This is a genomic window from Staphylococcus sp. FSL H8-0121 (assembly GCF_038008425.1).
Lineage (GTDB): Bacteria > Bacillota > Bacilli > Staphylococcales > Staphylococcaceae > Staphylococcus > Staphylococcus pasteuri.
In genome coordinates this window covers 720600-744670 of the sequence record NZ_JBBOZB010000001.1, presented here as the reverse complement: position 1 = coordinate 744670, position 24071 = coordinate 720600, and the positions used below count along the sequence as shown (strand labels likewise).

The window sequence follows — 24071 nt, the reverse complement described above, 5'->3', positions numbered from 1 at the left end:
GGAAATTTATAATATGACGAATATAAGAGAAGATGTACGTAATATAGCAATTATTGCGCACGTTGACCATGGTAAAACGACGTTAGTTGATGAATTATTGAAACAATCAGGAATCTTTAGAGAGAATGAACATGTTGACGATCGTGCTATGGACTCTAATGACTTAGAAAGAGAACGTGGTATTACGATATTAGCTAAAAATACTGCGGTAGACTATAAAGGAACAAGAATTAACATTTTAGATACGCCAGGACATGCTGACTTTGGTGGCGAAGTTGAACGTATCATGAAAATGGTTGATGGCGTAGTCTTAGTTGTAGATGCATATGAAGGTACTATGCCTCAAACACGTTTTGTACTTAAAAAAGCATTAGAACAAAATTTAAAACCAGTTGTAGTAGTAAATAAAATTGATAAACCATCAGCAAGACCAGAAGGTGTAGTTGATGAAGTGTTAGATTTATTTATTGAATTAGAAGCAAATGATGAACAACTTGATTTCCCAGTTGTATATGCTTCAGCTGTTAACGGAACTGCAAGTTTAAATTCTGAACAACAAGATGAAAACATGCAATCACTATACGAAACAATCATTGATTACGTACCAGCACCAATAGATAACAGTGATGAACCATTACAATTCCAAGTAGCATTATTAGACTATAATGATTACGTTGGTCGTATCGGTATTGGCCGAGTATTTAGAGGTAAAATGCGTGTTGGTGACAACGTATCACTTATTAAATTAGATGGCACTATTAAAAACTTCCGCGTAACTAAAATCTTTGGTTACTTTGGATTAAAACGTGAAGAAATTGAAGAAGCACAAGCTGGTGACTTAATCGCAGTATCTGGTATGGAAGACATTAACGTTGGTGAAACAGTAACACCACATGATCACCAAGATGCATTACCAGTATTACGTATTGATGAGCCAACACTTGAAATGACATTCAGAGTCAATAATTCACCATTTGCTGGTCGTGAAGGTGACTTTGTAACAGCGCGCCAAATTCAAGAACGTTTAGATCAACAACTTGAAACAGATGTATCATTAAAAGTAACACCTACAGATTCACCTGATGCATGGATTGTTGCGGGTCGTGGTGAGTTACATTTATCAATCCTAATTGAAAATATGCGTCGTGAAGGTTATGAATTACAAGTTTCTAAACCTCAAGTAATTCTTAAAGAAGTAGATGGCGTGATGTGTGAACCATTTGAAAGAGTTCAGTGTGAAGTGCCTCAAGAAAATTCTGGTGCAGTAATCGAATCTTTAGGTACACGTAAAGGTGAAATGTTAGACATGATGACAACAGATAATGGTTTAACTCGTCTAATCTTTATGGTACCTGCACGTGGTATGATTGGTTACACTACTGAATTTATGTCAATGACTCGTGGTTATGGAATTATTAACCATACATTTGAAGAATTTAGACCTCGTATTAAAGCAAAAATTGGTGGCAGAAGAAATGGTGCATTAATTTCAATGGATCAAGGAACTGCTAGTACTTATGCTATTTTAGGTCTAGAGGACCGTGGTACTAACTTTATGGAACCAGGTACTGAAGTTTATGAAGGTATGATTGTTGGTGAACATAACCGTGAAAATGATTTAACAGTTAATATCACAAAAACAAAACATCAAACTAACGTACGTTCAGCAACTAAAGACCAAACTCAAACAATGAATCGCCCACGTATTTTAACGCTTGAAGAGGCTTTACAATTTATTAATGATGATGAATTAGTAGAGGTAACTCCTGAAAGTATTCGTTTGAGAAAGAAAATTTTAAATAAATCAGTTCGTGAAAAAGAAGCTAAACGTGTTAAACAAATGATGTCTGATGAAGAATAATTTTTAATTAACATGAATAAAATATAAGCAAAAAAACCACTCGCTAGTTGATAATACAACTAGCGAGTGGTTTTATTATGTTAATTTTCTTTTGAATCGTGATACGTAAAAGGTTGAGGTTGTTTAGGTGTATCTAAGCGACTTTTACAATCATCACACATAAAAGTACGAATAGGGTTGTTTCTAAGCCGTTTTGCTTCTACAGTATTTTCATCAATATGAACTGTAGTATCACAAATGATACATTTAACAGGAACCAATTAAATCACCTCAATATATTTTACATACTTAAATTCGTAGCTGTATCCATTTTCTGTATCGTATACAAAACTATCAACTGAATTATCGTCATACATACGTTTTCCATCTTTAGCAAATTGGAAGAATAAGTATGGTAATAAATCTAATGGAACTTCAACTGAATCTTCATCATTAAATAATTTAATTGCAGTTGCGTTTGATTGTGGTTCTGCTGTTTTAAAGAATGGTGTCATGTTAATCACAAATGAACCTTCTAAAACAGAACGTTTTTTATATTTTATTTCAGAATTAAGCGTTGGCGGATTAGTTTGTCCTTCAAGAATAGCACGATTCCATTCTCTATTGTCTTCAAATCGAACTGGTTTAGTGCCGTCAAAGACACCTTTTTCTAAGTCTTCAATACTTACCTTTCGATCGTCAAATATCCAAGTTGTACTATCTAATGTGATGGGGAATTTTACCGCACCTTTAATTTGAATCATCTTGCCCACTCCCTAAATTTTTATCTCATACTATTTTATCATAAAATAGGTTATACTTATTTTAAAGATACTTGCTTTTTAACATTTAGTAAGATAAAATTTTAAGTATTGAAGATATTTAATGAAATGATAGGGGGAGTGTGTGTCATGGCTAATCAGTCGAAATTAAATAATGCGGCATATGAGCAATTGAACAAAGATGCTGATAGAATTTTACAGCTAATCAAAGTTCAAATGGATAACCTAACAGTACCTTCTTGTCCGCTTTATGAAGAAGTTTTAGATACACAAATGTTCGGTCTTCAAAAAGAAGTAGATTTTGCTGTACAACTAGGGCTAGTTGACAAAGAAGTCGGCAAAGAACTTATGTTAAGACTTGAAAAAGAACTTTCAAAACTACACGAAGCTTTTACAAATGTTTAATTTTATAGATTTGATTTAATCTAACGTTATTATTTATATTAATTCAAATTTGTATAGATATAACATAGTTTGAATTCATTTTGATATAAACGTGAAATGCAACTTACACATTGTATGAATGGTGGCTGAGATAGTATCATAATTGATATTTTCTCAGTCATTTTATCTTTTTGTAAAATCATTATGTTTATATTTGTTTTGTGATACATAAGAAGTTTATAATAAAAAAGATAAGTTTGTGGGAATGATTAATATTCGATTAATTCCCTTTAAACAAATCTTAAAAACATTGAATTGGATGAACTGATATATGAAAAACTTTAAAAATATATTGCGGTATATTGGGAAAACATCTAAATTTATCGATTATCCATTGTTAGTCACATATGTGATTCTATGTTTAATTGGTTTAGTTATGGTTTATAGTGCCAGCATGGTGGCTGCTACTAAGGGTACATTAACAGGCGGTGCTGAAGTATCCGGTACATATTTCTATACGAGACAGTTACTTTACGTCATTATGAGTTTTGTTATAGTCTTTTTTATGGCATTTATAATGAATGTAAAGATATTGAAAAAGCCTAATGTTCAAAAGTGGATGATGATAGGTATATTCGCTTTGTTATTAATAACACTTGTAATTGGTAAAAATATTAATGGTTCAAAAAGTTGGATCAATTTAGGATTTATGAATTTACAAGCGTCAGAGTTATTAAAAATTGCTATCATCTTATACTTACCGTTTATGATAGAGAAGAAAATGCCTCAAGTACGAAATAAAATTAAACTTATTGCAGCACCGATTATTTTAGTTTCAAGCTGTGTTGCGCTAGTACTTTTACAAAGAGACGTAGGGCAAACATTATTAATTTTAATTATTTTCTTTTCAATAATTTTTTACGCTGATATAGGCGTACAAAATCTTTTGAAATACGGTATTATGGTAGTCATTGCAGGTATAGTGATATCCATTTTAGTGCTTGCTTTAGGACTATTACCAAGTTACCTTGAAGCTAGATTTAGTACCTTAACTAATCCATTTAACGCAGAAGCTGGTACAGGTTACCATATATCTAACTCACTTATGGCTATAGGTAATGGTGGATTATTTGGTCGGGGACTTGGAAATAGTATTATGAAACTTGGCTACTTACCAGAACCACATACCGATTTTATATTTGCGGTTATATGTGAGGAATTAGGACTTGTAGGTGGTTTATTTGTCATCCTACTAGAATTTTTCATTGTTTACCGTGCATTCCAACTAGCTAATAAAACGAATTCATATTTTTATAAATTAGTATGTGTAGGAATTGCTAGTTATATCGGAAGCCAAACATTTGTAAACTTAGGTGGTATATCAGCAACAATTCCATTAACAGGTGTACCATTACCGTTTATTAGTTTTGGTGGTTCGGCTATGATTAGTTTAAGTATAGCAATGGGATTACTCTTAATTACTGCAAAACAAATTAAAATGGATGAAATTAGAAGTAAACAACGAAAAATCGATATTAGACGTCGTTATCAATAACTATTTAGCTAATCTCTCTTTATTGAAATTCTGTACAGTGAATTTTCTAAAGGTAAGGGATTAGCTTTTTTATTTGTAAATTATTTTAAACTGGAAATACTTTCAACATAATGATAATATAAAGTTATTGTTAATGATAAGTTTATTTGATTATAAGTGAATCATTAAAATAAAATAATTTGTTTTGGTTTTATGACACTTAAGTTAAAGAATTATGACTAATATATATTAACTATAGAAAATAATTGCTATATAGGATAAAATTTTAATATATAAGTAGTTAGAAAATTCTAAATATTTAAAAGGGGTGTTTTTACTCTTGAAACACATCAAGAAGTTATTAGTAGCCAATCGTGGTGAAATTGCTATCAGAATTTTTAGGGCAGCAGCAGAGTTGAATATTAGTACAGTAGCAATTTATTCTAATGAGGATAAATCATCATTACATAGATATAAGGCAGATGAATCTTATTTAGTAGGTAGTGATTTAGGACCAGCAGAAAGTTATTTAAATATCGAAAGAATTATAGAAGTAGCTAAAAGAGCAAATGTTGATGCTATACATCCAGGATACGGTTTTTTAAGTGAAAATGAACAATTTGCACGTAGATGTGCTGAAGAAGGCATTAAATTTATTGGACCTCATCTAGAACACTTAGATATGTTTGGTGATAAAGTTAAAGCAAGAACAACTGCACTTAAAGCTAACTTACCTGTGATACCAGGTACAGATGGACCTATTGAAAGCTTTGAAGCGGCAAAGGCCTTTGCAAGTCAGGCTGGATATCCGTTAATGATTAAGGCTACAAGTGGCGGTGGCGGTAAAGGAATGCGAATTGTTCGTGAAGCCAGTGAATTAGAAGATGCATTTCATCGCGCTAAATCAGAAGCTGAAAAATCATTTGGTAATAGCGAAATTTATATCGAACGCTACATCGATAATCCTAAACATATAGAAGTACAAGTTATCGGTGATGAATATGGTAATCTTGTTCATTTATATGAACGTGATTGTTCGGTTCAAAGACGTCATCAAAAGGTAGTGGAGGTAGCACCTTCAGTAGGGTTACTTGAATCATTACGCTTAGAAATATGTGATGCTGCAATCCAATTGATGTCACATATTAATTACGTTAATGCAGGAACGGTCGAATTTTTAGTGTCTGGGAATGAATTTTACTTTATTGAAGTTAACCCTCGTGTGCAAGTAGAACATACGATAACTGAGATGATAACTGGAATAGATATCGTTAAAACGCAAATATTAGTTGCAGATGGTGGCGAATTATTTAGCCAAGAAGTTGGTATGCCTAAGCAAGAAGATATTCAAACATTAGGATATGCAATTCAATGTCGTATTACTACTGAAGATCCTTTAAATGACTTTATGCCTGATTCGGGAACCATTATTGCATATCGATCAAGTGGAGGCTTTGGCGTACGATTAGATGCAGGTGATGGATTCCAAGGTGCTGAAATATCACCGTATTATGATTCTTTATTAGTAAAACTATCTACACATGCTATGTCATTTAAACAAGCAGAAGAAAAGATGGAACGTTCTTTAAGAGAAATGAGAATTCGTGGGGTTAAAACCAATATTCCATTTTTAATTAATGTTATGAGAAATGACCAGTTTAGAAGTGGAGATTATACTACTAAATTTATAGAAGAAACACCAGAATTATTTAACATTCAACCAACATTAGATAGAGGAACAAAGACACTTGAATATATTGGGAATGTAACAATTAATGGATTTCCTAATGTTGAAAAGCGACCTAAACCGTTATATGAAACGGCTTCTCTTCCTAAAGTATCACAAGCAAAGGTAGATACATTTTCAGGAACGAAACAGTTACTAGATCAACAAGGTCCAAACGGAGTAGCGAAATGGGTACGAGAACAAGATGATGTACTCATTACAGATACTACTTTCAGAGATGCACATCAGTCTTTATTAGCTACTCGAGTAAGAACAAAAGATATGTTAAATATTGCATCTAAAACTGCAGAAGTATTTAAAGATAGTTTTTCATTAGAAATGTGGGGCGGTGCTACATTTGATGTAGCGTATAATTTCCTGAAAGAAAATCCATGGGAACGTCTAGAACGTCTACGTAAAGCTATTCCCAATGTTTTATTCCAAATGTTATTACGTGCTTCAAATGCAGTAGGATATAAAAATTATCCAGATAATGTAATACAAAAATTTGTAAAAGAAAGTGCAGAAGCTGGTGTCGATGTTTTTAGAATTTTTGATTCTTTAAACTGGATTGATCAAATGAAAGTAGCGAATGAAGCGGTACAACAAGCTGGTAAAATTTCTGAAGGAACAATTTGTTATACTGGTGATATTTTAAACTCAGAAAGATCAAATATTTATACACTTGATTATTATGTCAAATTAGCTAAAGAATTAGAAAGAGAAGGTTTCCATATTTTAGCTATTAAAGATATGGCAGGATTATTAAAACCGAAAGCAGCATATGAACTAATCGGTCATTTACGTGCAGCGGTTAATTTACCTATACATTTGCATACTCATGATACAAGTGGCAATGGTTTACTAACATATAAACAAGCGATAGATGCTGGCGTAGATATTATTGATACTGCTGTAGCATCAATGAGTGGTTTGACAAGTCAACCAAGTGCCAATTCATTGTATTATGCGTTAAATGGATTCCCACGTAACTTGAGAACAGATATAGAAGGACTTGAAGAAATTAGTCATTACTGGGCTACAGTTCGTCCATATTATACAGATTTTGAAAGTGATATTAAGTCACCGAATACAGAAATATATCAACACGAAATGCCAGGTGGACAATATTCTAATCTAAGCCAACAAGCTAAAAGTCTTGGTCTAGGTGAACGTTTTGATGAAGTAAAAGATATGTATCGTCGTGTTAATTTCCTATTTGGAGATATCGTTAAAGTGACACCTTCTTCTAAAGTAGTAGGAGATATGGCACTATTCATGGTTCAAAATGATTTAAATGAAGATGATATCATTAATCAAGGACATAAATTAGATTTCCCAGAATCTGTAGTATCCTTCTTTAAAGGAGAAATTGGGCAACCAGTAAATGGATTTAATCCACAGTTGCAAAAAGTCATACTTAAAGGTCAAAAGCCATTGGAAAATAGACCTGGAGAATATTTAGAATCTGTTGATTTTGAAGAAGTCAGAAAAGAATTAGCAAACATTCAAAATACAGAAGTAACAGAACAAGATATCATTAGCTATGTCCTATATCCTAAAGTCTATAAACAATTTATTGCTACTAAGGAACAATTTGGGGACCTATCATTGTTAGATACACCAACATTTTTATTCGGTATGAGAAACGGTGAAACAGTTGAAATAGAAATTGATACTGGTAAACGATTGATTATTAAACTAGAAACAATTAGCGAACCCGATGAAAATGGGCAACGAACAATTTACTATGCAATGAATGGACAAGCAAGACGCATTTATATTAAAGATGAAAGTGTAAAAGCTAATGTAAATGTAAAACCAAAAGCAGACAAAACCAATCCAAATCATATTGGGGCACAAATGCCAGGTTCTGTCACAGAAGTGAAGGTAGCTGTTGGAGATAAAGTGAAAGCAAATCAAGCTTTACTCATTACAGAAGCAATGAAAATGGAAACAACGGTACAAGCACCATTTGACGGTACTATAAAACAAATCACAGTATCGAATGGAGATTCTATAGCTACAGGAGATTTATTAATTGAATTAGAAAAAGATCCATCTTAATAAATATTAAAAAAGCCGAAACATTCAATATTCAAGAATGTTTCGGCTTTATAATTAAGCTTTGTTTTTAAGACTTCTTGTCGTTCTCAACATTAATAAGATGAAATAAGCAATCATACCGAATAGGTAAGTAATAAATAAAGCATGCAACAATGCAATAAATAAATTTACATTAGTAATAACAGATAAAGCACCAGTTACTACTTGTAAAATAACTAAAATAAATGCAGCTGTATAGCCATATCTTACAGTACGATTATCACTATAGTTTTTAATTGCATGAATAAACGTAATCATAATCCACATAAAAGTAATAAAAGCCATACCACGGTGTGCAAATTGAACCCAGTCATGTACATTATGTGGAACAATATCATCAAAAGGTACTGGCCAAGCACCATATGCTAGACTTGATTTAGTATGTCTTACTAAAGCACCAGTGTATATAGTTAAATATACGATGATTGCCATTAACCATGTTAACGTACGTAATGGTTTTTGAATCATTAATTCGTCAGCTTCATACTTTTGATCAATTGAGAAAATAATTAATGTCATTAAAAATACTGATGAAAAGCTAACTAAAGAGATTCCAAAATGTAATGCTAATACATATGCATTTTGTTGCCAGATTACAGCAGCAGCACCAACTAAGGCTTGTAATAATAAGAAACCTATACTTATGATAGATAATGGTTTAATTTCTTTTATATACCCTATGTGTTTCCAAGCGGTAATGACTAGCCATATTACGACAATTAATGAAAGTCCTGAAACTGCTCTATGGCTTAATTCAATAATTGTTTGTATTGGTAAGTTTTGTGGAAGTAGTGCTCCATTACATAACGGCCACGATGAACCACAACCATCTTCCGAACCAGTTTTAGTTACTAGCGCACCACCTAATTGTACGAATGTCATAATAATTGTTGCTAAGACACTTAACCATTTAAGGTTTCCTTTTCTAAACAATGATAAACACCCCATCATTAAAATAAAATCTAACAACTATTCTCATTAAAAATGGACATTTTGTAATTTATTTTAACGTATATATTTTTCTTTTACATTATATCAATGATACCATTTTTAATTACGTTACAAAATCAACTATTTGGAATGTCGTTAAAGTGTCACAATTTAATTTTTTAAAACCTAGTCTTTTATGACTATTTGCTATATCATTGTATTATATGAAAAAATTCTAGGAGGGGAATTATGAGTAAAGAACAAACATTGTCACAGGAAACGGGCCAAGTGACATTTAAAGAATTACAACAGATTATTAAAATGGGCCTTGTTCAAGGGAATTTAATCCCTGCATTTGCTGGTTCTTGGTTGGCTGTTGTAATGACAAATCACTCCTTCCTATCGTCAATACCTCAAATTTTATTAATGATTATAGGTTCTACATTAATAATGGGTGGCGCATGTGCACTTAATAATTATTATGATCAAGACATAGATCAAATTATGCCTAGTAAACAGAATAGACCCACTGTAAATGATAGAATTTCAGATAAGCACTTATTAATTTTAAGCTTTGGTATGATGTTAATAGGTGAAGGTTGTTTATTTTTATTAAATATACCATCAGGTGTTTTAGGATTATTTGGTATCATAGGATACGTATCATATTATTCAATCTGGTCAAAACGACATACGACTTGGAATACAGTTGTAGGTAGTTTCCCTGGAGCTGTACCGCCATTAATTGGTTGGGTAGCTATAGATGGATCAATAAGTGTTGCAGCAATAGCACTATTTTTAGTAGTATTTTGTTGGCAACCAATACATTTTTATGCGTTAGCAATTAAACGTAGTGATGAATATTCATTAGCTAATATTCCAATGTTACCATCTGTAAAAGGATTCAATAGAACACGAGTAAGCATGTTTATTTGGTTAGTATTACTATTACCACTTCCCTTTATGTTATCTAGTTTAGGCACAACATTTATTGTTTTAGCTACTTTATTAAATTTAGGGTGGATGGCACTAGCTTTTACATCATTTAAAAAGAATACTGATCAAAATAAATGGGCAACTAAAATGTTTATTTACTCATTAAACTATTTAGTAGTATTTTTCGTACTCGTTGTAGTCGTATCACTTATTAAAATGATATAAATACAAAATTAAGTAAGGATGAAACATATGAACGTACCTATTTTACCTACAATAAGTACTTCGTGTATTGTCATTAGTGCGATATTAGTGGCAATTGGATGGAGACTTATTTGGAAAAGACAAATTGATCAGCATAAAAAAGTAATGTTATGGGCTGCCGTTTTTGCCGCAACATTCTTTATTATTTATGCTAGTAGAACAATCTTTATTGGTAATACCGCATTCGGTGGACCAGATAGTGTTAAAATTTATTATACTATTTTCTTAATTTTCCATATTAACTTAGCAACAATTGGTGGGATTTTAGGAATAATACAAATTGTATTAGCTTTTAAAGAGAAATTTAAAATTCATAGAAAAATTGGACCTATTGCTTCAGTAATATGGTTCTTCACAGCGATTACTGGTGTAGCAGTTTATGTACTGTTATACATCTTGTATCCAGGTGGAGAAACAACATCATTAATTAAAGCTACTTTAGGTTTATAATTGAATAAATAAGATTGTGACTGATAAAACTTTCTGTATAGTTTTATCAGTTTTTTTATATTAAGAATCTAATCCAATGTAAGACACCATTTTGTAAAATTGTGCTTCCTAATTCAAGAAATAACAATAGACTTATCTTGATTATGAAATAAGTAATTATGTACAATAGTAATAATTCAGTTAAGGTGGGTGAAAGATGAAAAAATTAGTTATACGAATTTTAGGAGTTGTTTTTTTAGTATCATTTCTAATCTATTTATTTTACTCACCACGGCTAAAATTTGATGTATTAGAAAATCCAAATAAAAGCCAAAAAAGTGATAGAACGGAACAATTCAAAAATTCAAATAAAAATATAGAAAATCCAAAACCTAAAAATGGTGTAGGAACATGGATTGGTAAGGACATTGATCAACTTACCAAAAAATACGGTCAAGCTAACCGAACATATCCATATAAAGATGGCTATAAAAATTATGTATTCAAGAAAACAAATCAATATTACATTGTCAGTGTAAAAGACAATAAAATAAAATCTGTTTATGCAACTGGAAAAGATGCTCATATTAACCCTTTACATATAGATGAAAGCAATTCAAAAATATTCGAAAATACAAGCATCAATCCCGAACCTACAATCAAATCAAATAATAAAAAATATGAATTTGAATTATCAGATGAAGATTTAAAAACACAAACTTTAATTAAATATGGTAATATATATGCGCAAGTTTATTCAGACCAACAAACGAATAAAATCATGGCAATACGCTTTTTAGATAAAGATGCATTAGCTACATTGCAACCATATAAAACGAATGAATCTCATTCTACAGCGAATTTAAAAAATAAAGATATACCTTATGAACAAAATACAAATCAATTAGTGACACTTTATGAGGTAACTAATGAAATGAGAAAACTAAAGGGATTAAAACCGTTAAAGGTAAATAATGATATTGCACATATTGCTTCAATAAATTTATTTGACGCGACTAAAAGTGGTTCTGACTCAGTAGAATTTACTGAAAATGCTTTAAAACAACAATTAGATGAAAGAGATGTTAGTTATAAATCGACAAGTCAGAATGTGGGTTACGACTTTGATGATGTCCCAACATTAATCCATAGTTGGATGAACTCCGATATTCATCGCTCTAGAATGTTAAATACGAAATATGAAGAAATGGGCGGAGAAGTAATGAAAGATTATTATTCGTTAATTTTCTTAGAAAAATAAATGAAGGGTAGAATGACAAATGATAAATGAAGAAACATTGTCAATTTTAGATGACGTCGAAGCCTTATCAGATATGATAGTTAATTCAGAAATTTATGATGAATATATTAAAGCGAAAGAATTATTAAACCAAAATGATGAAGCACACTTATTATATTCGGCTTTCCTAAAGACCAAAGATCAATACGACGATGTAATGCGATTTGGTAGATATCATCCTGACTATAAGACAATTATGATGGAAACACGCCAACGTAAACGAGCATATGAAATGTTACCAGTGGTAATGGACTATAAGTCAAAAGAAGTAGCATTACAGAATTTAATTGATGAAGTTATTAGTAAAATTGCTTTAGCTGTTTCGGATAATGTAAAAATTGATACAGGCAATCCATTTTTCCAAACGACTGCACAAGGTTGTGCTTCAGGTGGATCATGTAACTGTTCTTTATAAAATGATTTAAATTTTACCAAATTTATAAAACATACAAGATATCTCTCCAATATTGATTAAACTCAATATTTGGGGAGTTTTTTAATTCATATAAACCCTTATGTTTAAAGATGGAGATCATATTAATTTTAATTATCAGAAAATTATGAATAAACATTGTTTATTATTTGTCTTTATGGTAACTTATAATACAACTATAACTTTACTACAGTAAAGCATTAAAGTCAGAAGTAAAGGAGGTAGAGTATGAATAAGCAAAATCAGATAATAAAAATAAAAGAAATTGAATTAGCATTCTTAAAGTACTTTTCAAATAAAAATTACAAACTTGTAGATATAGATTTAATTGAAAAATTAGATTGGAGTCATTTGACGAAAGAGGACTTATTACAAATGAAAGAAAGGAATTTTTGGCAAAATAACAATCACATTTATAGTTTAAGACACGATTTTACTGATCAATTACTACGTTATCATTCAATATTTCCAACAGATTTTAAGAAGGTTGCTTATTCTGGACCTATTGTCAGAAATAATGAGGTCATATCACAAATAGGTATCGAGAATTATTTGCCTATATATAATCAATTCAATGATAGTTTTAATGATTTCTACCATTTTATTAAAACGTATTTAAAAGATGATATTCAGCTAATTATTTTAGGTCATTATCAATTATTGAATGAATTATTAGAAGAAAAATATAGAACTTTAGTTATTAAAAACATGATTGAAGAGAGAAATCTATCGGGATTAAAACATCAATTACCGCATAATCATCCTATCTTAAAATTACTATCAGAAAGCACACGTCATCAATTATCAAAATTAAGTCAATATTTGGACCAATCATCTCAAACATTACTTACGGTAAAAAGTTGGGAAGAGCAACTAATCAAACAAGGTTTGACCAATATTCATTTAGATATTTCGGCACAACCATCAAGATCTTATTATAAAGGTGTTTTTATCAGATGTTATTTAAATAAACATGATACTAGCATACTAACTGGTGGATTTTACTCTGGTGACCTCCAAGGATACGGTATGGCTTTGACTTTATAATCAGCATATTCAAAGAATAGGGGTGACAATATGATTAGAGTGGCTTTAGCGAAAGGGAGATTATTAGAAAGTTTTATCAACTATTTAGAGGCAGAACAACTATTTTTATTATCAAATGGACTAAAGCATAGACAACGTCAATTATTAGTTACGATAGATGGTATTGATTTTATTATAGTAAAGGGAAGTGATGTACCAATATACGTGGAACAAGGCATTGCAGATATAGGTATTGTAGGTAGTGATATCTTAAATGAAAATAAATATAATATTAATAATTTATGCGACTTACCATTTGGACACTGTCATTTTTCCTTAGCAGCTAAACCTGTTACGAATGATTATAAAAAAATTGCTACGAGTTATGTTCAAACAACTTCACGTTATTTTAAAAACAAAGGAATAGATATTGAAATTGTAAAATTAAGTGGTTCAATAGAACTCGCTTGCATTGTAGGAATGGTAGATGGAATTATTGATATTGTTCAAACAGGTACTACATTAAAAGCAAATGGTCTTGTTGAAAAAGAAAAAATCACTGATATTTCGGCAAGATTGATTACAAATAGAACACAGTATTTTAAAAAGGGTGAAGAAATAGAATCATTTATTAATATGTTAGGGGTGCAGATGATAAATGCTTAAAGCACAACAATTTTTAGAACTTTATTGTAACAATCAATCATTAGATGAGTCCTTATACCTGTTAGTTAAAAATATTTGTGATGATGTTAAAGTCAATGGTGATGCAGCGTTGAAAAAGTATAATTTAACTTTTGATCATGTAGACACAACATCTCTAGAAATTTCAAAGCAAGACATACAAAAGGCCTATGATGAATTAAATAAAGATACACTTAATGCGTTACACCAAAGCTATGAAAGGATTAAATCATATCAAGAAAAGATAAAGTATTCCTCTACTAAAAAGGGAGAATGTTATGAAGTTTACCATCCAATAGAACGCGTTGGGATATATGTTCCAGGTGGTAAAGCAAGCTATCCTTCTACTGTTCTAATGACGGCTACACTTGCACAAGTCGCGAACGTTGAAGAGATTGTTGTTGTGACACCTCCAAAAACAAATGGCGTTTCTAAAGAAGTTTTAGCTGCCTGTCACTTAACTGGCGTAAATCATGTCTATCAAGTTGGAGGTGCACAAAGTATAGCGGCGCTTACATATGGTACAGAAACTATTAAACCTGTTGATAAAATAGTTGGTCCAGGTAATCAGTATGTTGCGCTTGCAAAAAAATATGTTTATGGAGATGTAGGCATTGATCAAATTGCCGGCCCTACTGAATTAGCTATGATTATTGATGAGACTGCTCAAATTGACGCCATTACATATGATATTTTTGCTCAAGCTGAACATGATGAAATGGCTCGTACATTTGTTATTAGCGACAATGCTCAAATATTACAACAACTTCAGTTAAATATTGATAATAAATTAAAAACAATAGATCGTCATTCTATAGTGTCCAAAAGTATAGCCAATCATCATTACTTAATTGAAGTAAGTGATATGGAAGAGGCCTGTCATATTTTGAATAAAATTGCACCTGAACATGCATCCATTCAAACTAAACATCCAGAACAGTTTATTGATCAAATCAAATTTGTAGGTGCATTATTTTTAGGGCATTATGCTCCAGAAGCAATTGGTGATTATATTGCTGGACCAAGTCATGTTTTACCAACAAACCAAACTGCTAGATTTTCGAATGGTTTATCAGTTAATGACTTTATGACACGTCACAGTGTGATTAATCTATCAAAATCAACTTTTAAAAAGGTAGCATATTCTGCAGAAAGGTTAGCATGTGTAGAATCACTTAATAATCATCAACAATCAATACATATTCGACATTGACATATGGTAAAGCCATATTTAAAAGTGATTTTCAGAATTAACAACAAGGAGGAAGTTCAATGAACTATCAAAAATCACGTCAAACCGCTGAAACTTCTATTTCAATTGCTATAAGTAAAGAAAAGGAAAAATCCAATATACATACAGGCGTAGGATTTTTAGATCATATGTTAACACTTTTTGCTTTTCATAGTGGCTTATCATTACAAATTGAAGCTAAAGGAGATACATATGCTGATGATCATCATGTGACAGAAGACATTGGTATAGTTTTAGGACAGTTGATATTGGAAATGGTTAAGACTCAGCAAAGCTTTAAAAGATATGGTACAAGTTATATACCTATGGATGAAACGTTAGCAAGAACTGTAATTGATATTAGTGGCCGTCCATATTTTTCATTTAATGTTCAATTAAGTAAAGAAAAAGTAGGTCATTTTGATACAGAATTAGTAGAAGAATTTTTTAGAGCACTTATTATTAATGCGAGGTTAACTGTGCATATGGACTTAATTAGAGGTGGAAATACCCATCATGAAATTGAAGCTTTATTTAAATCTTTTGCTAAATCATTACAAGAGGCATTAACACCAACTCTTGAATTTGTAATACCTTCGTCTAAAGGTGTGATTGAATGATAGCTATAGTTGATTACGGTCTAGGCAATATTAATAGCTTGAAAAAGGCAATTGAATTCTTAGGCTACGAGACAATATTGACCAACAACGAAAGTATTATTTATAAGGCAGATGCAGTTGTATTACCTGGTGTTGGACATTTTAAAGATGGAATGACAGAAATTAAAAATAAAAGATTAGACACTATCTTAAACCAAATTAAAAACCAACCTATCATTGGTATTTGCTTAGGAATGCAATTGTTATTTGAATATAGTGAGGAAGGTAATGTAGAAGGACTAGGACTGATACCTGGACGAATAGTGCCAATCCATACAACACAACCTATCCCGCATTTAGGTTGGAATTTATTGAAAAGTGATCATCAATTACTTCAATGTGATGTGTACTTTATACATTCTTATCAAGCGATAATGAATAATCATGTTGTTGCATATGCAGATTATGAGTGTCAAATTCCTGCAGTAGTACAATATAACAATTGTATAGGAATACAATTCCATCCTGAAAAAAGTGGTGAACAAGGATTGGCAATTTTAAATCAAGCATTGAAAGGCGGTTTTATAAATGATTAACATATGGCCGGCAATCGATTTGATTGACTCAACGAGTGTAAGACTAACTGAAGGTAAATATGAATCTAAAGAGCAAATGACAATGACAGCTGAGGAAAGCATCCAATTTTATAATCAATTTGATTGTGTTTCACGTATACATATTGTGGATCTTATAGGAGCAAAATTAAAGCAAACTCAAGAATGTCATTATATTAAAAAGCTAAGATCATTATCTCAAAAACCTATAGAAGTAGGTGGAGGGATTCGATCACAAGAAACTTTAAATCATTATTTTGATATAGGTATAGATTACTGCATAGTTGGAACTAAAGGTATTCAAGATTTAACTTGGTTGGAAAGAATGTCATATCTATTTCCTAAAAAGATTTATTTGTCTATAGATGCATACAAACAAGATATAAAGATTAATGGTTGGCTAGAAGATACACAACTCAATTTGTTTGATGTTGTTAAACAAGTGAATCATTTACCTTTAGGTGGCATCATCTATACTGATATTTCAAAAGATGGGAAGTTAGCTGGTCCTAATTTTGAATTAACAAGACAATTAGTACAACAAACTGAATTAAGTATTATTGCTTCTGGAGGTATTAGAAATCAAGAAGATTTAAACCAATTTGAAAAATTGGGTGTTTATGCTGCGATTATCGGTAAAGCTGCACATAATCCCAGTTTTTGGGAGGGGTTATCTTGATTAAAAAAAGAATCATTCCTTGTTTAGATGTTAAAGATGGGCGTGTTGTTAAAGGGATACAATTTAAGGGATTAATCGATATAGGTAGTCCACTTGAATTAGCACAATACTATAATGAAGCGGGAGCAGATGAACTTGTATTTTTAGATATTTCTAAAACTGAAAAAGGACATGACTTAATGTTGGAAGTTATCGAAACCATTTCTAAACAATTGTTTATACCATTGACTGTTGGAGGCGGTATTCAAACTTTAGATGATATTTCGCAATTACTTAATCATGGAGCAGATAAAGTGTCATTAAATTCTAGTGCACTTCAAAATCCTAATTTAATTAAAGAAGCTAGCCAAAAATTTGGAAGTCAATGTATTTGTATTGCTATTGATAGTTATTATAGTGCGGAACAAAATGACTATTTTTGTACTACACATGGAGGTAAACAATTAACCTCTATAAGAGTATATGATTGGATTCAACAAGTTGAAGAACTTGGTGCTGGAGAATTACTTGTAACCAGTATCCATCACGATGGTATGAAAACTGGCTTTGATATTGAACATTTATCAGATATTAAATCAAAGGTGAATATACCAATCATTGCTTCAGGTGGTGGTGGAAATCCTCAACATTTTCTAGACTTATTTAAAGAAACAGATGTATCTGCCGGTTTAGCTGCTAGTATTTTACATAGTAAAACATATACAGTAGCTGATATTAAGCACACATTAAGAAAAGGTGGTATGCCAGTAAGATGACAGTCACAGTAGATTTTAGTAAAGGTTTAGTACCGGTCATATTACAACATTATGTAACGAAGCAAGTATTAATGCTCGGGTTTATGAACGAAGAAGCATTTAATAAAACAATGGAAGAGAACGTAGTAACTTTTTATTCAAGGTCTAAACAAAGATTGTGGACTAAAGGGGAATCATCGGGGCATACGCAACAAGTCGTTACGATACATACAGATTGTGATAATGATGCAATACTAATCGAAGTTATTCCTAATGGTCCAACATGTCATACTGGGAATCAAAGCTGTTTTAGTACAAAGACACATTTTGCAGTTCAATTATTGGAACATACAATAAAAGAACGATCTAGAACTAATCAATCTAAATCTTATACCAATTATTTGTTAGAACAAGGTATAGAAAAAATCACTAAGAAATTTGGAGAAGAATCGTTTGAAGTTGTAATAGGAGCTATGAAAAATGATAACAAAGAAGTTATCAACGAGGCGGCGGATTTAATATATCATTTATTTGTCTTATTACATTCGTTAAATATTTCTTTTTCAGCAATTGAAAAAGTATTAGAACAACGTCATCATAAAAGTAACAATTTTAAAGGTGAAAGAGATTCTATAGAAAATTGGTAATACACATCGGTGTCTGTAAAAGTAAAAATCCTTAACGAAAAGGTGATTATTCGTTAAGGATTTTTGCTATTTATTATTTTAATGTCTCTTTAAATTGTTGTGCTAAATCAGGTCGATCTGTTACAAGTGTATGCACACCTTTTTGGTATAAATCTGTCATTAAATCAATACTATTAATGCCATAAAATCCTGGTACAATATTTAATACTTTTAACCATTTAATAAATCTAGAAGAAGTAAGCTTGATTCCTTTAAATTCGGTTGGCATTTGGAAAGTATTAGCTTTCGGATGGAATTTATGTCCTCTAAACGTATTAAACTTAATAAACGCATCTGCTACTTCGTTTTGACTCGCACCAATTGCTACAGTACCTTTACTTAATTGATCAAAGCGTTCAATTTGTTCTTTATGGAAACTTGTTACTAATACACGATGTTCTGCATGATGTTTAACAATTTGATGATAAATGACTTCAGGTGCAATAGAACCTTCATAACTGTTTGGATGATCTTTCAAATCAACATTAATATACATCTCTGGATAAAGCTCTAAAAGTTCCTCAAATGTTAAAATTTTAGCATCTTCATGTCCACGAAATGGATATTGACGATTTATATCTGTGAAATAATATCCAGCGTCTAATTTTCTTAATTCTTCTAAAGTATGTTCACTTACTTTACCTGAACCGTTAGTTGTTCTATCAACAGTTGCATCATGGAATACGATAAGTTCCTTATCTTTAGTGAGCCTTACATCTGTTTCGAATCCATCTACGCCATATTGTACTGCATTATCAAATGCAAGCTTTGTTTGTTCAGGTCTAACAGCCATGCCGCCTCTATGCGCAAATAAATATGGTGCTACACCTGTGAAAAATGGAGGGATTGCATTAATTTCACGTGGTTTTTTATTTTTATTTACATAAATCACACTTCCAACAATACTTGCAATTGCGAATGAACCATTAATGAACCACTTATTTAGTTTAACCATTTGATATCCTCCTTTAGGTATTAAAGTTATATTAACAGATATCCTTCATATTTGAAAAATGAAGTGCGTGAAGAACGGAATATTATTTTATTTTTTATAGACAAATATTTACTTGACGAATTAAGTATAGGAATATCCCATTATGAAGATTGGTTTTGATTTAATAGAACAATATAAATAGGGATGGAATATATGGAAGTGATTGTTATTTCATAAAATTTAAACTCATGATATGATAAAAACTGTGTATATTAAATGGAGTGAGCAAAGATGAATTTAGTTCAAAGAGTGAGCCTTATTGTTTATTTAAAACATATCAAACATGAAAGACAAATTAGAAAATATGGACACATCGTTCATTCTAATCGTCAACGTAAATTCGTTATCATGTATGTTAATGAAAGTGAAGCGGACGATGTCGTTAATAAACTAATGAAATTAAAATATGTTCAACATATAGATGGTTCACCATACAAATTTTTAAAGAAAACGTATGAAAAAGAAAAACACGAAGTCATATAACTCGTGTTCGTTAAGAAATGTGTTTCCTATTGTAATGGTGGTATCCAACGTTGTAATCGTAAAACGCTAATTAAATAGTTAAAATATAAGTCATTGTCATGGAAAGCTTCTGGAGGTTGAACATCTATACCTAATACTGGGATATCGTATTCCTCTGCTTTCTGGTTAATCATGTCAAATTTCTTATTACTATTTGGATATGGATATTTTAATGCATTAATCATCATATACATTGCTTGGAAATAATTACCTTCAGTCGGTTGCATAATGATAGCTACTGATGATAATTGCTTTTCAGTTTGTGGGGAATGAAAATAGATTATTTTATCAATTCTAGTATGGTTGTAGTCGATGAGAGTGGTGAATTCGAATAAATCTGTTAAACCCTCACCTAAAACAATAAATGATTGTTTCATTTGTTTAATCAATCTCCTTTTATCCCAAATTATATTAAATTATATTGTGAAATGGAAGTGTGAAAGTGATGCGTGTCATTGCGGGAATACATAAAAGTAAGGCATTAGAAAGTTTGGAAGGTCGAAATACTAGGCCAACTATGGATAAAGTTAAAGAAGGCATCTTTAATAGTTTACATGAAGTATCAGGTATAGCTTTGGATTTATTCGCTGGAAGCGGCGCATTAGGGATTGAAGCATTATCTCGAGGTATGGATAAAGTAATCTTTGTCGATCAAAATTTTAAAGCAGTTAAAGTGATTAAATCAAACCTTAAGCAACTTGATTTATTAGCACAATCTGAAGTGTATAAAAATAATGCTGATCGTGCGTTAAAAGCTTTAGCTAAAAGAGAGATTCAATTTGATTACATATTTTTAGATCCGCCATATAAAAAAGGTCTTATTGATGAAGCATTAAAAAGCATTGATGAGTTTAATTTGCTTAAAGAAAATGGTATTATCATTTGTGAGTTTAGTAATGAAGAACATATTCAAAGTGCACCGTTTAAAGAAATAAAAAGATATCATTATGGTTTGACAGATACATTGCTATTAGAAAAAGGAGATTAATATGAATAAGACGAAAGCAGTCATTCCCGGGAGTTTCGATCCAATTACATACGGTCATCTAGATATTATTGAAAGAAGTGCAGATCGTTTTGACGAAATACATGTCTGTGTTTTGAAAAATAGTAGTAAAGGCGGCACGTTTAATATAGAAGAACGTATGGATTTAATTAGGGGCTCTGTAGCACATCTTTCCAACGTGGAAGTACATCATTTTAATGGTTTATTAGTAGATTTTTGCAAACAAGTCGGTGCGAAAACGATTGTACGTGGATTACGTGCGGTAAGTGATTTTGAATATGAATTACGCTTAACATCAATGAATAAAAAGTTGAATAATAATATTGAAACTATGTATATGATGACTAGTACGAATTATTCATTTATTAGTTCTAGTATCGTTAAGGAAGTTGCAGCTTATAAAGCAGACATTTCGGAATTTGTACCTCCTAATGTTGCTGAAGCATTAAAAGAAAAATATTATAAATAAAAAAGCAGACCGTACTATGTGACTCTTTTAATAGTCATCATCGATAGTACGGTCTTAAATTATGTTTGAATCACTGGTGTATTAAAATCATTTTGAGATTGTTGGCTTAATAAGTTGTATACATTTGTTGCTTTAATTTCGATAGGGAAATATGTAGCTGAAGATTTATTGATATTGGTTATAAAACGACGTTCTGGATATTGTTGCTTTAAATATTTTAAATAAGCGCGACCTTGTTCATTCATACCTAAAATTCTAATTGCTCGTATATCGTTTGTAATATCATGTTGATGAATATTGAGCAGGATATTCATTAGGATACGTTGTATATGTGTATAGGTATATCGTTTGGTTTTGGTTTTACTTAGTAATTCTTTAAACGAATTGACATCTTTGATGATTGTTTTTAATCTGTTTTCGAACCCTTCACTGACAGTATATATAGTGTTTAAAGTATTAGTGTCTTGTGTTAACAATTGATGTTTGATGTAAGGGAAAGTATCTTCAACTGTAGTCATTTGATTTTGATACAGTGATTTAATATTTTGAGGTACTACTTTATACCAATCAGTTTCTTGATTGATTAAAGATTGGCGGATGGAAGACCCACTCGCAAATTGTTGATGCTTTATTGTGTTATCACGATGTTGTGCTGACTCACGGTAAATCGTCATTGCTTCAATATGTGGTGCATATTGCTGGATTGCTTTAAGATATCCTATACTTAAGATGTTGTTAGGTGATTGTAAAATATTTAAAGTTTGTTGGTCTTTAATCAGTTCACTGATAATTCTTGGATAACTTTTACCTTCTTTAATTTTGGACTTGAATATAGGATTATTTTCTAATTCAAGCACGTGATTGACTGCATTTTGTAACTCAACTATATTACCATGTTCACTACCAAAAGATATTGTGTTAATATCGATATAATTCGCTACTTTAATAGCCATTTTTCCAAAGAAGTCTCCAGAAGATAAACTTGCGATAGTAGGTAATTCTACAACTAAATCAACACCAGAAAGTGCCATTTGAGTACGAATGAATTTATTGAATATAGCTGGTTCGCCACGCATTACAAAGTTGCCACTCATTATTGCAACAGAAACATCTGCTTGAGAATTTATTTTAGATTGTTGAGCATGATATAGATGCCCATTATGGAAAGGATTATATTCAGTAATCAAGCCAACACTTTTCATTTGCATTTCTTCCTTTCAGAATTCATTATTAGTATTGTAACAGAAGTACGTATGTTAAGAAAAAATCTTGACATATTATACTGAGAAAGTTAAAATAAATTTTGTGCTTGTTAGAGGTGAAGCCATATGAAATGGTCAATAACACAATTAAGAAAATATCAAGGTAAGCCTTTTGAATTTAATCAAACGGCGAATTTTGAGCATTTAAAAGAATCATTAGATCTCATTGATCTTTCTGAAATCAATGTTGACGGTAAATTAACTATCAAATCAAATGAAGTTATTGCTGACATACATGTCACTGGGACATATACGATGCCGTGTGCTCGTACTTTAGTTCCTGTAGAAGTGCCATTGGATGTAGAAACTTCTGAAATATTTGATTTAGAAGGTAGTGATTATTATACCGATGAAGAAGAGCAGGATGAACATTATCATCTAGCTACTGACGGTATGATTAATATTAAAGATATTGTTGAAGATTTAGTTATCATCGAAAAACCGATGCGTGCTTATTCAGACAACAGTGATCAAATGTTAACCGAAGGCAATGGTTGGGAAGTGATTGATGAAGATGAATTCGTTGAACTTGTCCAAGAACAAGATCAAGAAGACGATGGTTCAAATAGTAATCAAGTTGATCCAAGGCTTCAGAAATTACAACAATTATACGATAAAGAACAATAACGGTTTAATTAATGATATAATATTGTTAAATAAACTGATATCATTTAATTATGTGTTTAATTTTAAGGAGGATAAATCATGGCAGTACCTAAAAGAAGAACGTCTAAAACTAGAAAAAACAAACGCCGTACTCATTTCAAAATGTCAGTACCTGGTATGACAGAATGCCCAAGTTGTGGCGAATACAAATTAACTCACCGCGTATGTAAAAACTGTGGTTCTTACAATGGTGAAGAAGTAGTATCTAAATAATTTTAGATATTATTAAAAATCC

General features: G+C 31.3%; 27 protein-coding genes. 21 read left to right on the top strand and 6 right to left on the bottom strand.

Annotated elements, in window-relative coordinates; all coding sequences use genetic code 11:
* Nucleotides 1-13: 13 nt before the first annotated feature.
* Nucleotides 14-1861: a translational GTPase TypA gene (typA, locus tag LFT63_RS03570; RefSeq protein WP_017637680.1), complete on the top strand. Its 1848-nt coding sequence runs from the start codon at nt 14-16 to the stop codon at nt 1859-1861.
* A gap of 80 nt (nt 1862-1941) precedes the next feature.
* On the opposite strand, the gene LFT63_RS03565 is transcribed toward typA, so the two are convergent.
* Nucleotides 1942-2121, bottom strand: coding sequence for a DUF2197 domain-containing protein (locus tag LFT63_RS03565; protein ID WP_017637679.1), 180 nt, complete (start codon nt 2119-2121; stop codon nt 1942-1944).
* Nucleotides 2122-2604 carry a hypothetical protein gene (locus tag LFT63_RS03560; RefSeq protein WP_017637678.1) on the bottom strand — a complete coding sequence of 161 codons (483 nt, stop codon included), beginning with the start codon at nt 2602-2604 and terminating at the stop codon, nt 2122-2124. It abuts the gene before it with no gap.
* Nucleotides 2605-2751: 147 nt separating this feature from the next.
* On the opposite strand from LFT63_RS03560, the gene LFT63_RS03555 reads away from it, so the two are divergent.
* From LFT63_RS03555 to LFT63_RS03545, 3 genes are all read left to right on the top strand, one after another.
* A complete protein-coding gene (locus LFT63_RS03555) occupies nt 2752-3027 on the top strand; it encodes a YlaN family protein (RefSeq protein WP_017637677.1) in 276 nt (91 codons plus the stop codon).
* 310 nt (nt 3028-3337) lie between these two features.
* Nucleotides 3338-4561 carry a cell division peptidoglycan polymerase FtsW gene (gene ftsW / locus LFT63_RS03550; RefSeq protein ID WP_340767966.1) on the top strand — a complete coding sequence of 408 codons (1224 nt, stop codon included), beginning with the start codon at nt 3338-3340 and terminating at the stop codon, nt 4559-4561.
* A 319-nt stretch (nt 4562-4880) separates the two neighbouring features.
* Nucleotides 4881-8333 (top strand): pyruvate carboxylase, encoded by a 3453-nt coding sequence (locus LFT63_RS03545; RefSeq protein WP_340767964.1) that lies wholly within the window; start codon nt 4881-4883, stop codon nt 8331-8333.
* 54 nt (nt 8334-8387) lie between these two features.
* On the opposite strand, the gene LFT63_RS03540 is transcribed toward LFT63_RS03545, so the two are convergent.
* Entirely contained in the window at nt 8388-9305 is a 918-nt protein-coding gene (locus LFT63_RS03540; protein ID WP_017637674.1) for a COX15/CtaA family protein, read from the bottom strand.
* 246 nt (nt 9306-9551) lie between these two features.
* On the opposite strand from LFT63_RS03540, the gene cyoE reads away from it, so the two are divergent.
* The 12 genes from cyoE to hisIE all read left to right on the top strand — a co-directional run bounded on the left by cyoE (nt 9552) and on the right by hisIE (nt 18878).
* Nucleotides 9552-10463, top strand: a complete 912-nt coding sequence (gene cyoE / locus LFT63_RS03535) for a heme o synthase (RefSeq protein WP_017637673.1) — start codon at nt 9552-9554, stop codon at nt 10461-10463.
* 27 nt (nt 10464-10490) lie between these two features.
* Complete coding sequence (locus LFT63_RS03530) at nt 10491-10952, top strand: DUF420 domain-containing protein (RefSeq protein WP_029055516.1); 462 nt, start codon at nt 10491-10493, stop codon at nt 10950-10952.
* Nucleotides 10953-11148: 196 nt separating this feature from the next.
* A complete protein-coding gene (locus tag LFT63_RS03525; protein ID WP_046466562.1) occupies nt 11149-12192 on the top strand; it encodes a CAP-associated domain-containing protein in 1044 nt (347 codons plus the stop codon).
* Nucleotides 12193-12211: 19 nt separating this feature from the next.
* Nucleotides 12212-12646, top strand: coding sequence for a YlbF family regulator (locus LFT63_RS03520; RefSeq protein ID WP_017637670.1), 435 nt, complete (start codon nt 12212-12214; stop codon nt 12644-12646).
* 246 nt (nt 12647-12892) lie between these two features.
* Nucleotides 12893-13711 (top strand): ATP phosphoribosyltransferase regulatory subunit, encoded by an 819-nt coding sequence (locus LFT63_RS03515; protein ID WP_029055514.1) that lies wholly within the window; start codon nt 12893-12895, stop codon nt 13709-13711.
* A gap of 30 nt (nt 13712-13741) precedes the next feature.
* Nucleotides 13742-14356 (top strand): ATP phosphoribosyltransferase, encoded by a 615-nt coding sequence (gene hisG / locus LFT63_RS03510; RefSeq protein ID WP_154827757.1) that lies wholly within the window; start codon nt 13742-13744, stop codon nt 14354-14356.
* Complete coding sequence (hisD, locus tag LFT63_RS03505; RefSeq protein ID WP_029055512.1) at nt 14349-15587, top strand: histidinol dehydrogenase; 1239 nt, start codon at nt 14349-14351, stop codon at nt 15585-15587. The genes hisG and hisD overlap by 8 nt, the downstream gene beginning before the upstream one ends.
* Before the next feature lie 59 nt (nt 15588-15646).
* Nucleotides 15647-16225, top strand: coding sequence for an imidazoleglycerol-phosphate dehydratase HisB (gene hisB / locus LFT63_RS03500; RefSeq protein ID WP_340767960.1), 579 nt, complete (start codon nt 15647-15649; stop codon nt 16223-16225).
* Nucleotides 16222-16800, top strand: a complete 579-nt coding sequence (gene hisH / locus LFT63_RS03495) for an imidazole glycerol phosphate synthase subunit HisH (RefSeq protein ID WP_029055510.1) — start codon at nt 16222-16224, stop codon at nt 16798-16800. Before hisB ends, hisH begins: the two co-directional genes overlap by 4 nt.
* A complete protein-coding gene (gene hisA, locus LFT63_RS03490; RefSeq protein ID WP_029055509.1) occupies nt 16793-17497 on the top strand; it encodes a 1-(5-phosphoribosyl)-5-((5-phosphoribosylamino)methylideneamino)imidazole-4-carboxamide isomerase in 705 nt (234 codons plus the stop codon). Before hisH ends, hisA begins: the two co-directional genes overlap by 8 nt.
* Nucleotides 17494-18252: an imidazole glycerol phosphate synthase subunit HisF gene (gene hisF / locus LFT63_RS03485; RefSeq protein ID WP_340767956.1), complete on the top strand. Its 759-nt coding sequence runs from the start codon at nt 17494-17496 to the stop codon at nt 18250-18252. The genes hisA and hisF overlap by 4 nt, the downstream gene beginning before the upstream one ends.
* The gene (gene hisIE, locus LFT63_RS03480; protein ID WP_017637663.1) at nt 18249-18878 is read left to right on the top strand and encodes a bifunctional phosphoribosyl-AMP cyclohydrolase/phosphoribosyl-ATP diphosphatase HisIE; all 630 of its coding nucleotides are present in this window, start codon (nt 18249-18251) and stop codon (nt 18876-18878) included. The genes hisF and hisIE overlap by 4 nt, the downstream gene beginning before the upstream one ends.
* A gap of 73 nt (nt 18879-18951) precedes the next feature.
* Here the strand turns inward: hisIE and LFT63_RS03475 are convergent, their stop codons facing one another.
* Entirely contained in the window at nt 18952-19872 is a 921-nt protein-coding gene (locus LFT63_RS03475) for a glycerophosphodiester phosphodiesterase (protein ID WP_029055507.1), read from the bottom strand.
* A 270-nt stretch (nt 19873-20142) separates the two neighbouring features.
* Here LFT63_RS03475 and LFT63_RS03470 point away from each other — a divergent pair, with 270 nt between their 5' ends.
* On the top strand, nt 20143-20394 hold the full coding sequence (locus LFT63_RS03470) for a YlbG family protein (protein ID WP_017637661.1): 252 nt from the start codon (nt 20143-20145) through the stop codon (nt 20392-20394).
* 26 nt (nt 20395-20420) lie between these two features.
* On the opposite strand, the gene LFT63_RS03465 is transcribed toward LFT63_RS03470, so the two are convergent.
* A complete protein-coding gene (locus tag LFT63_RS03465) occupies nt 20421-20810 on the bottom strand; it encodes a DUF7147 family protein (protein ID WP_017637660.1) in 390 nt (129 codons plus the stop codon).
* A gap of 68 nt (nt 20811-20878) precedes the next feature.
* On the opposite strand from LFT63_RS03465, the gene rsmD reads away from it, so the two are divergent.
* Complete coding sequence (rsmD, locus tag LFT63_RS03460) at nt 20879-21421, top strand: 16S rRNA (guanine(966)-N(2))-methyltransferase RsmD (RefSeq protein WP_029055506.1); 543 nt, start codon at nt 20879-20881, stop codon at nt 21419-21421.
* Nucleotide 21422: 1 nt separating this feature from the next.
* The gene (coaD, locus tag LFT63_RS03455) at nt 21423-21908 is read left to right on the top strand and encodes a pantetheine-phosphate adenylyltransferase (protein WP_017637658.1); all 486 of its coding nucleotides are present in this window, start codon (nt 21423-21425) and stop codon (nt 21906-21908) included.
* A 59-nt stretch (nt 21909-21967) separates the two neighbouring features.
* Here the strand turns inward: coaD and LFT63_RS03450 are convergent, their stop codons facing one another.
* Nucleotides 21968-23110: a nucleotidyltransferase gene (locus LFT63_RS03450; protein WP_233074587.1), complete on the bottom strand. Its 1143-nt coding sequence runs from the start codon at nt 23108-23110 to the stop codon at nt 21968-21970.
* A 126-nt stretch (nt 23111-23236) separates the two neighbouring features.
* Here LFT63_RS03450 and LFT63_RS03445 point away from each other — a divergent pair, with 126 nt between their 5' ends.
* Together LFT63_RS03445 and rpmF are read left to right on the top strand one after the other, a co-directional pair.
* Nucleotides 23237-23797 carry a YceD family protein gene (locus LFT63_RS03445; protein WP_017637656.1) on the top strand — a complete coding sequence of 187 codons (561 nt, stop codon included), beginning with the start codon at nt 23237-23239 and terminating at the stop codon, nt 23795-23797.
* Between the two features lie 78 nt (nt 23798-23875).
* Complete coding sequence (gene rpmF / locus LFT63_RS03440; RefSeq protein ID WP_017637655.1) at nt 23876-24049, top strand: 50S ribosomal protein L32; 174 nt, start codon at nt 23876-23878, stop codon at nt 24047-24049.
* Nucleotides 24050-24071: the final 22 nt, after the last annotated feature.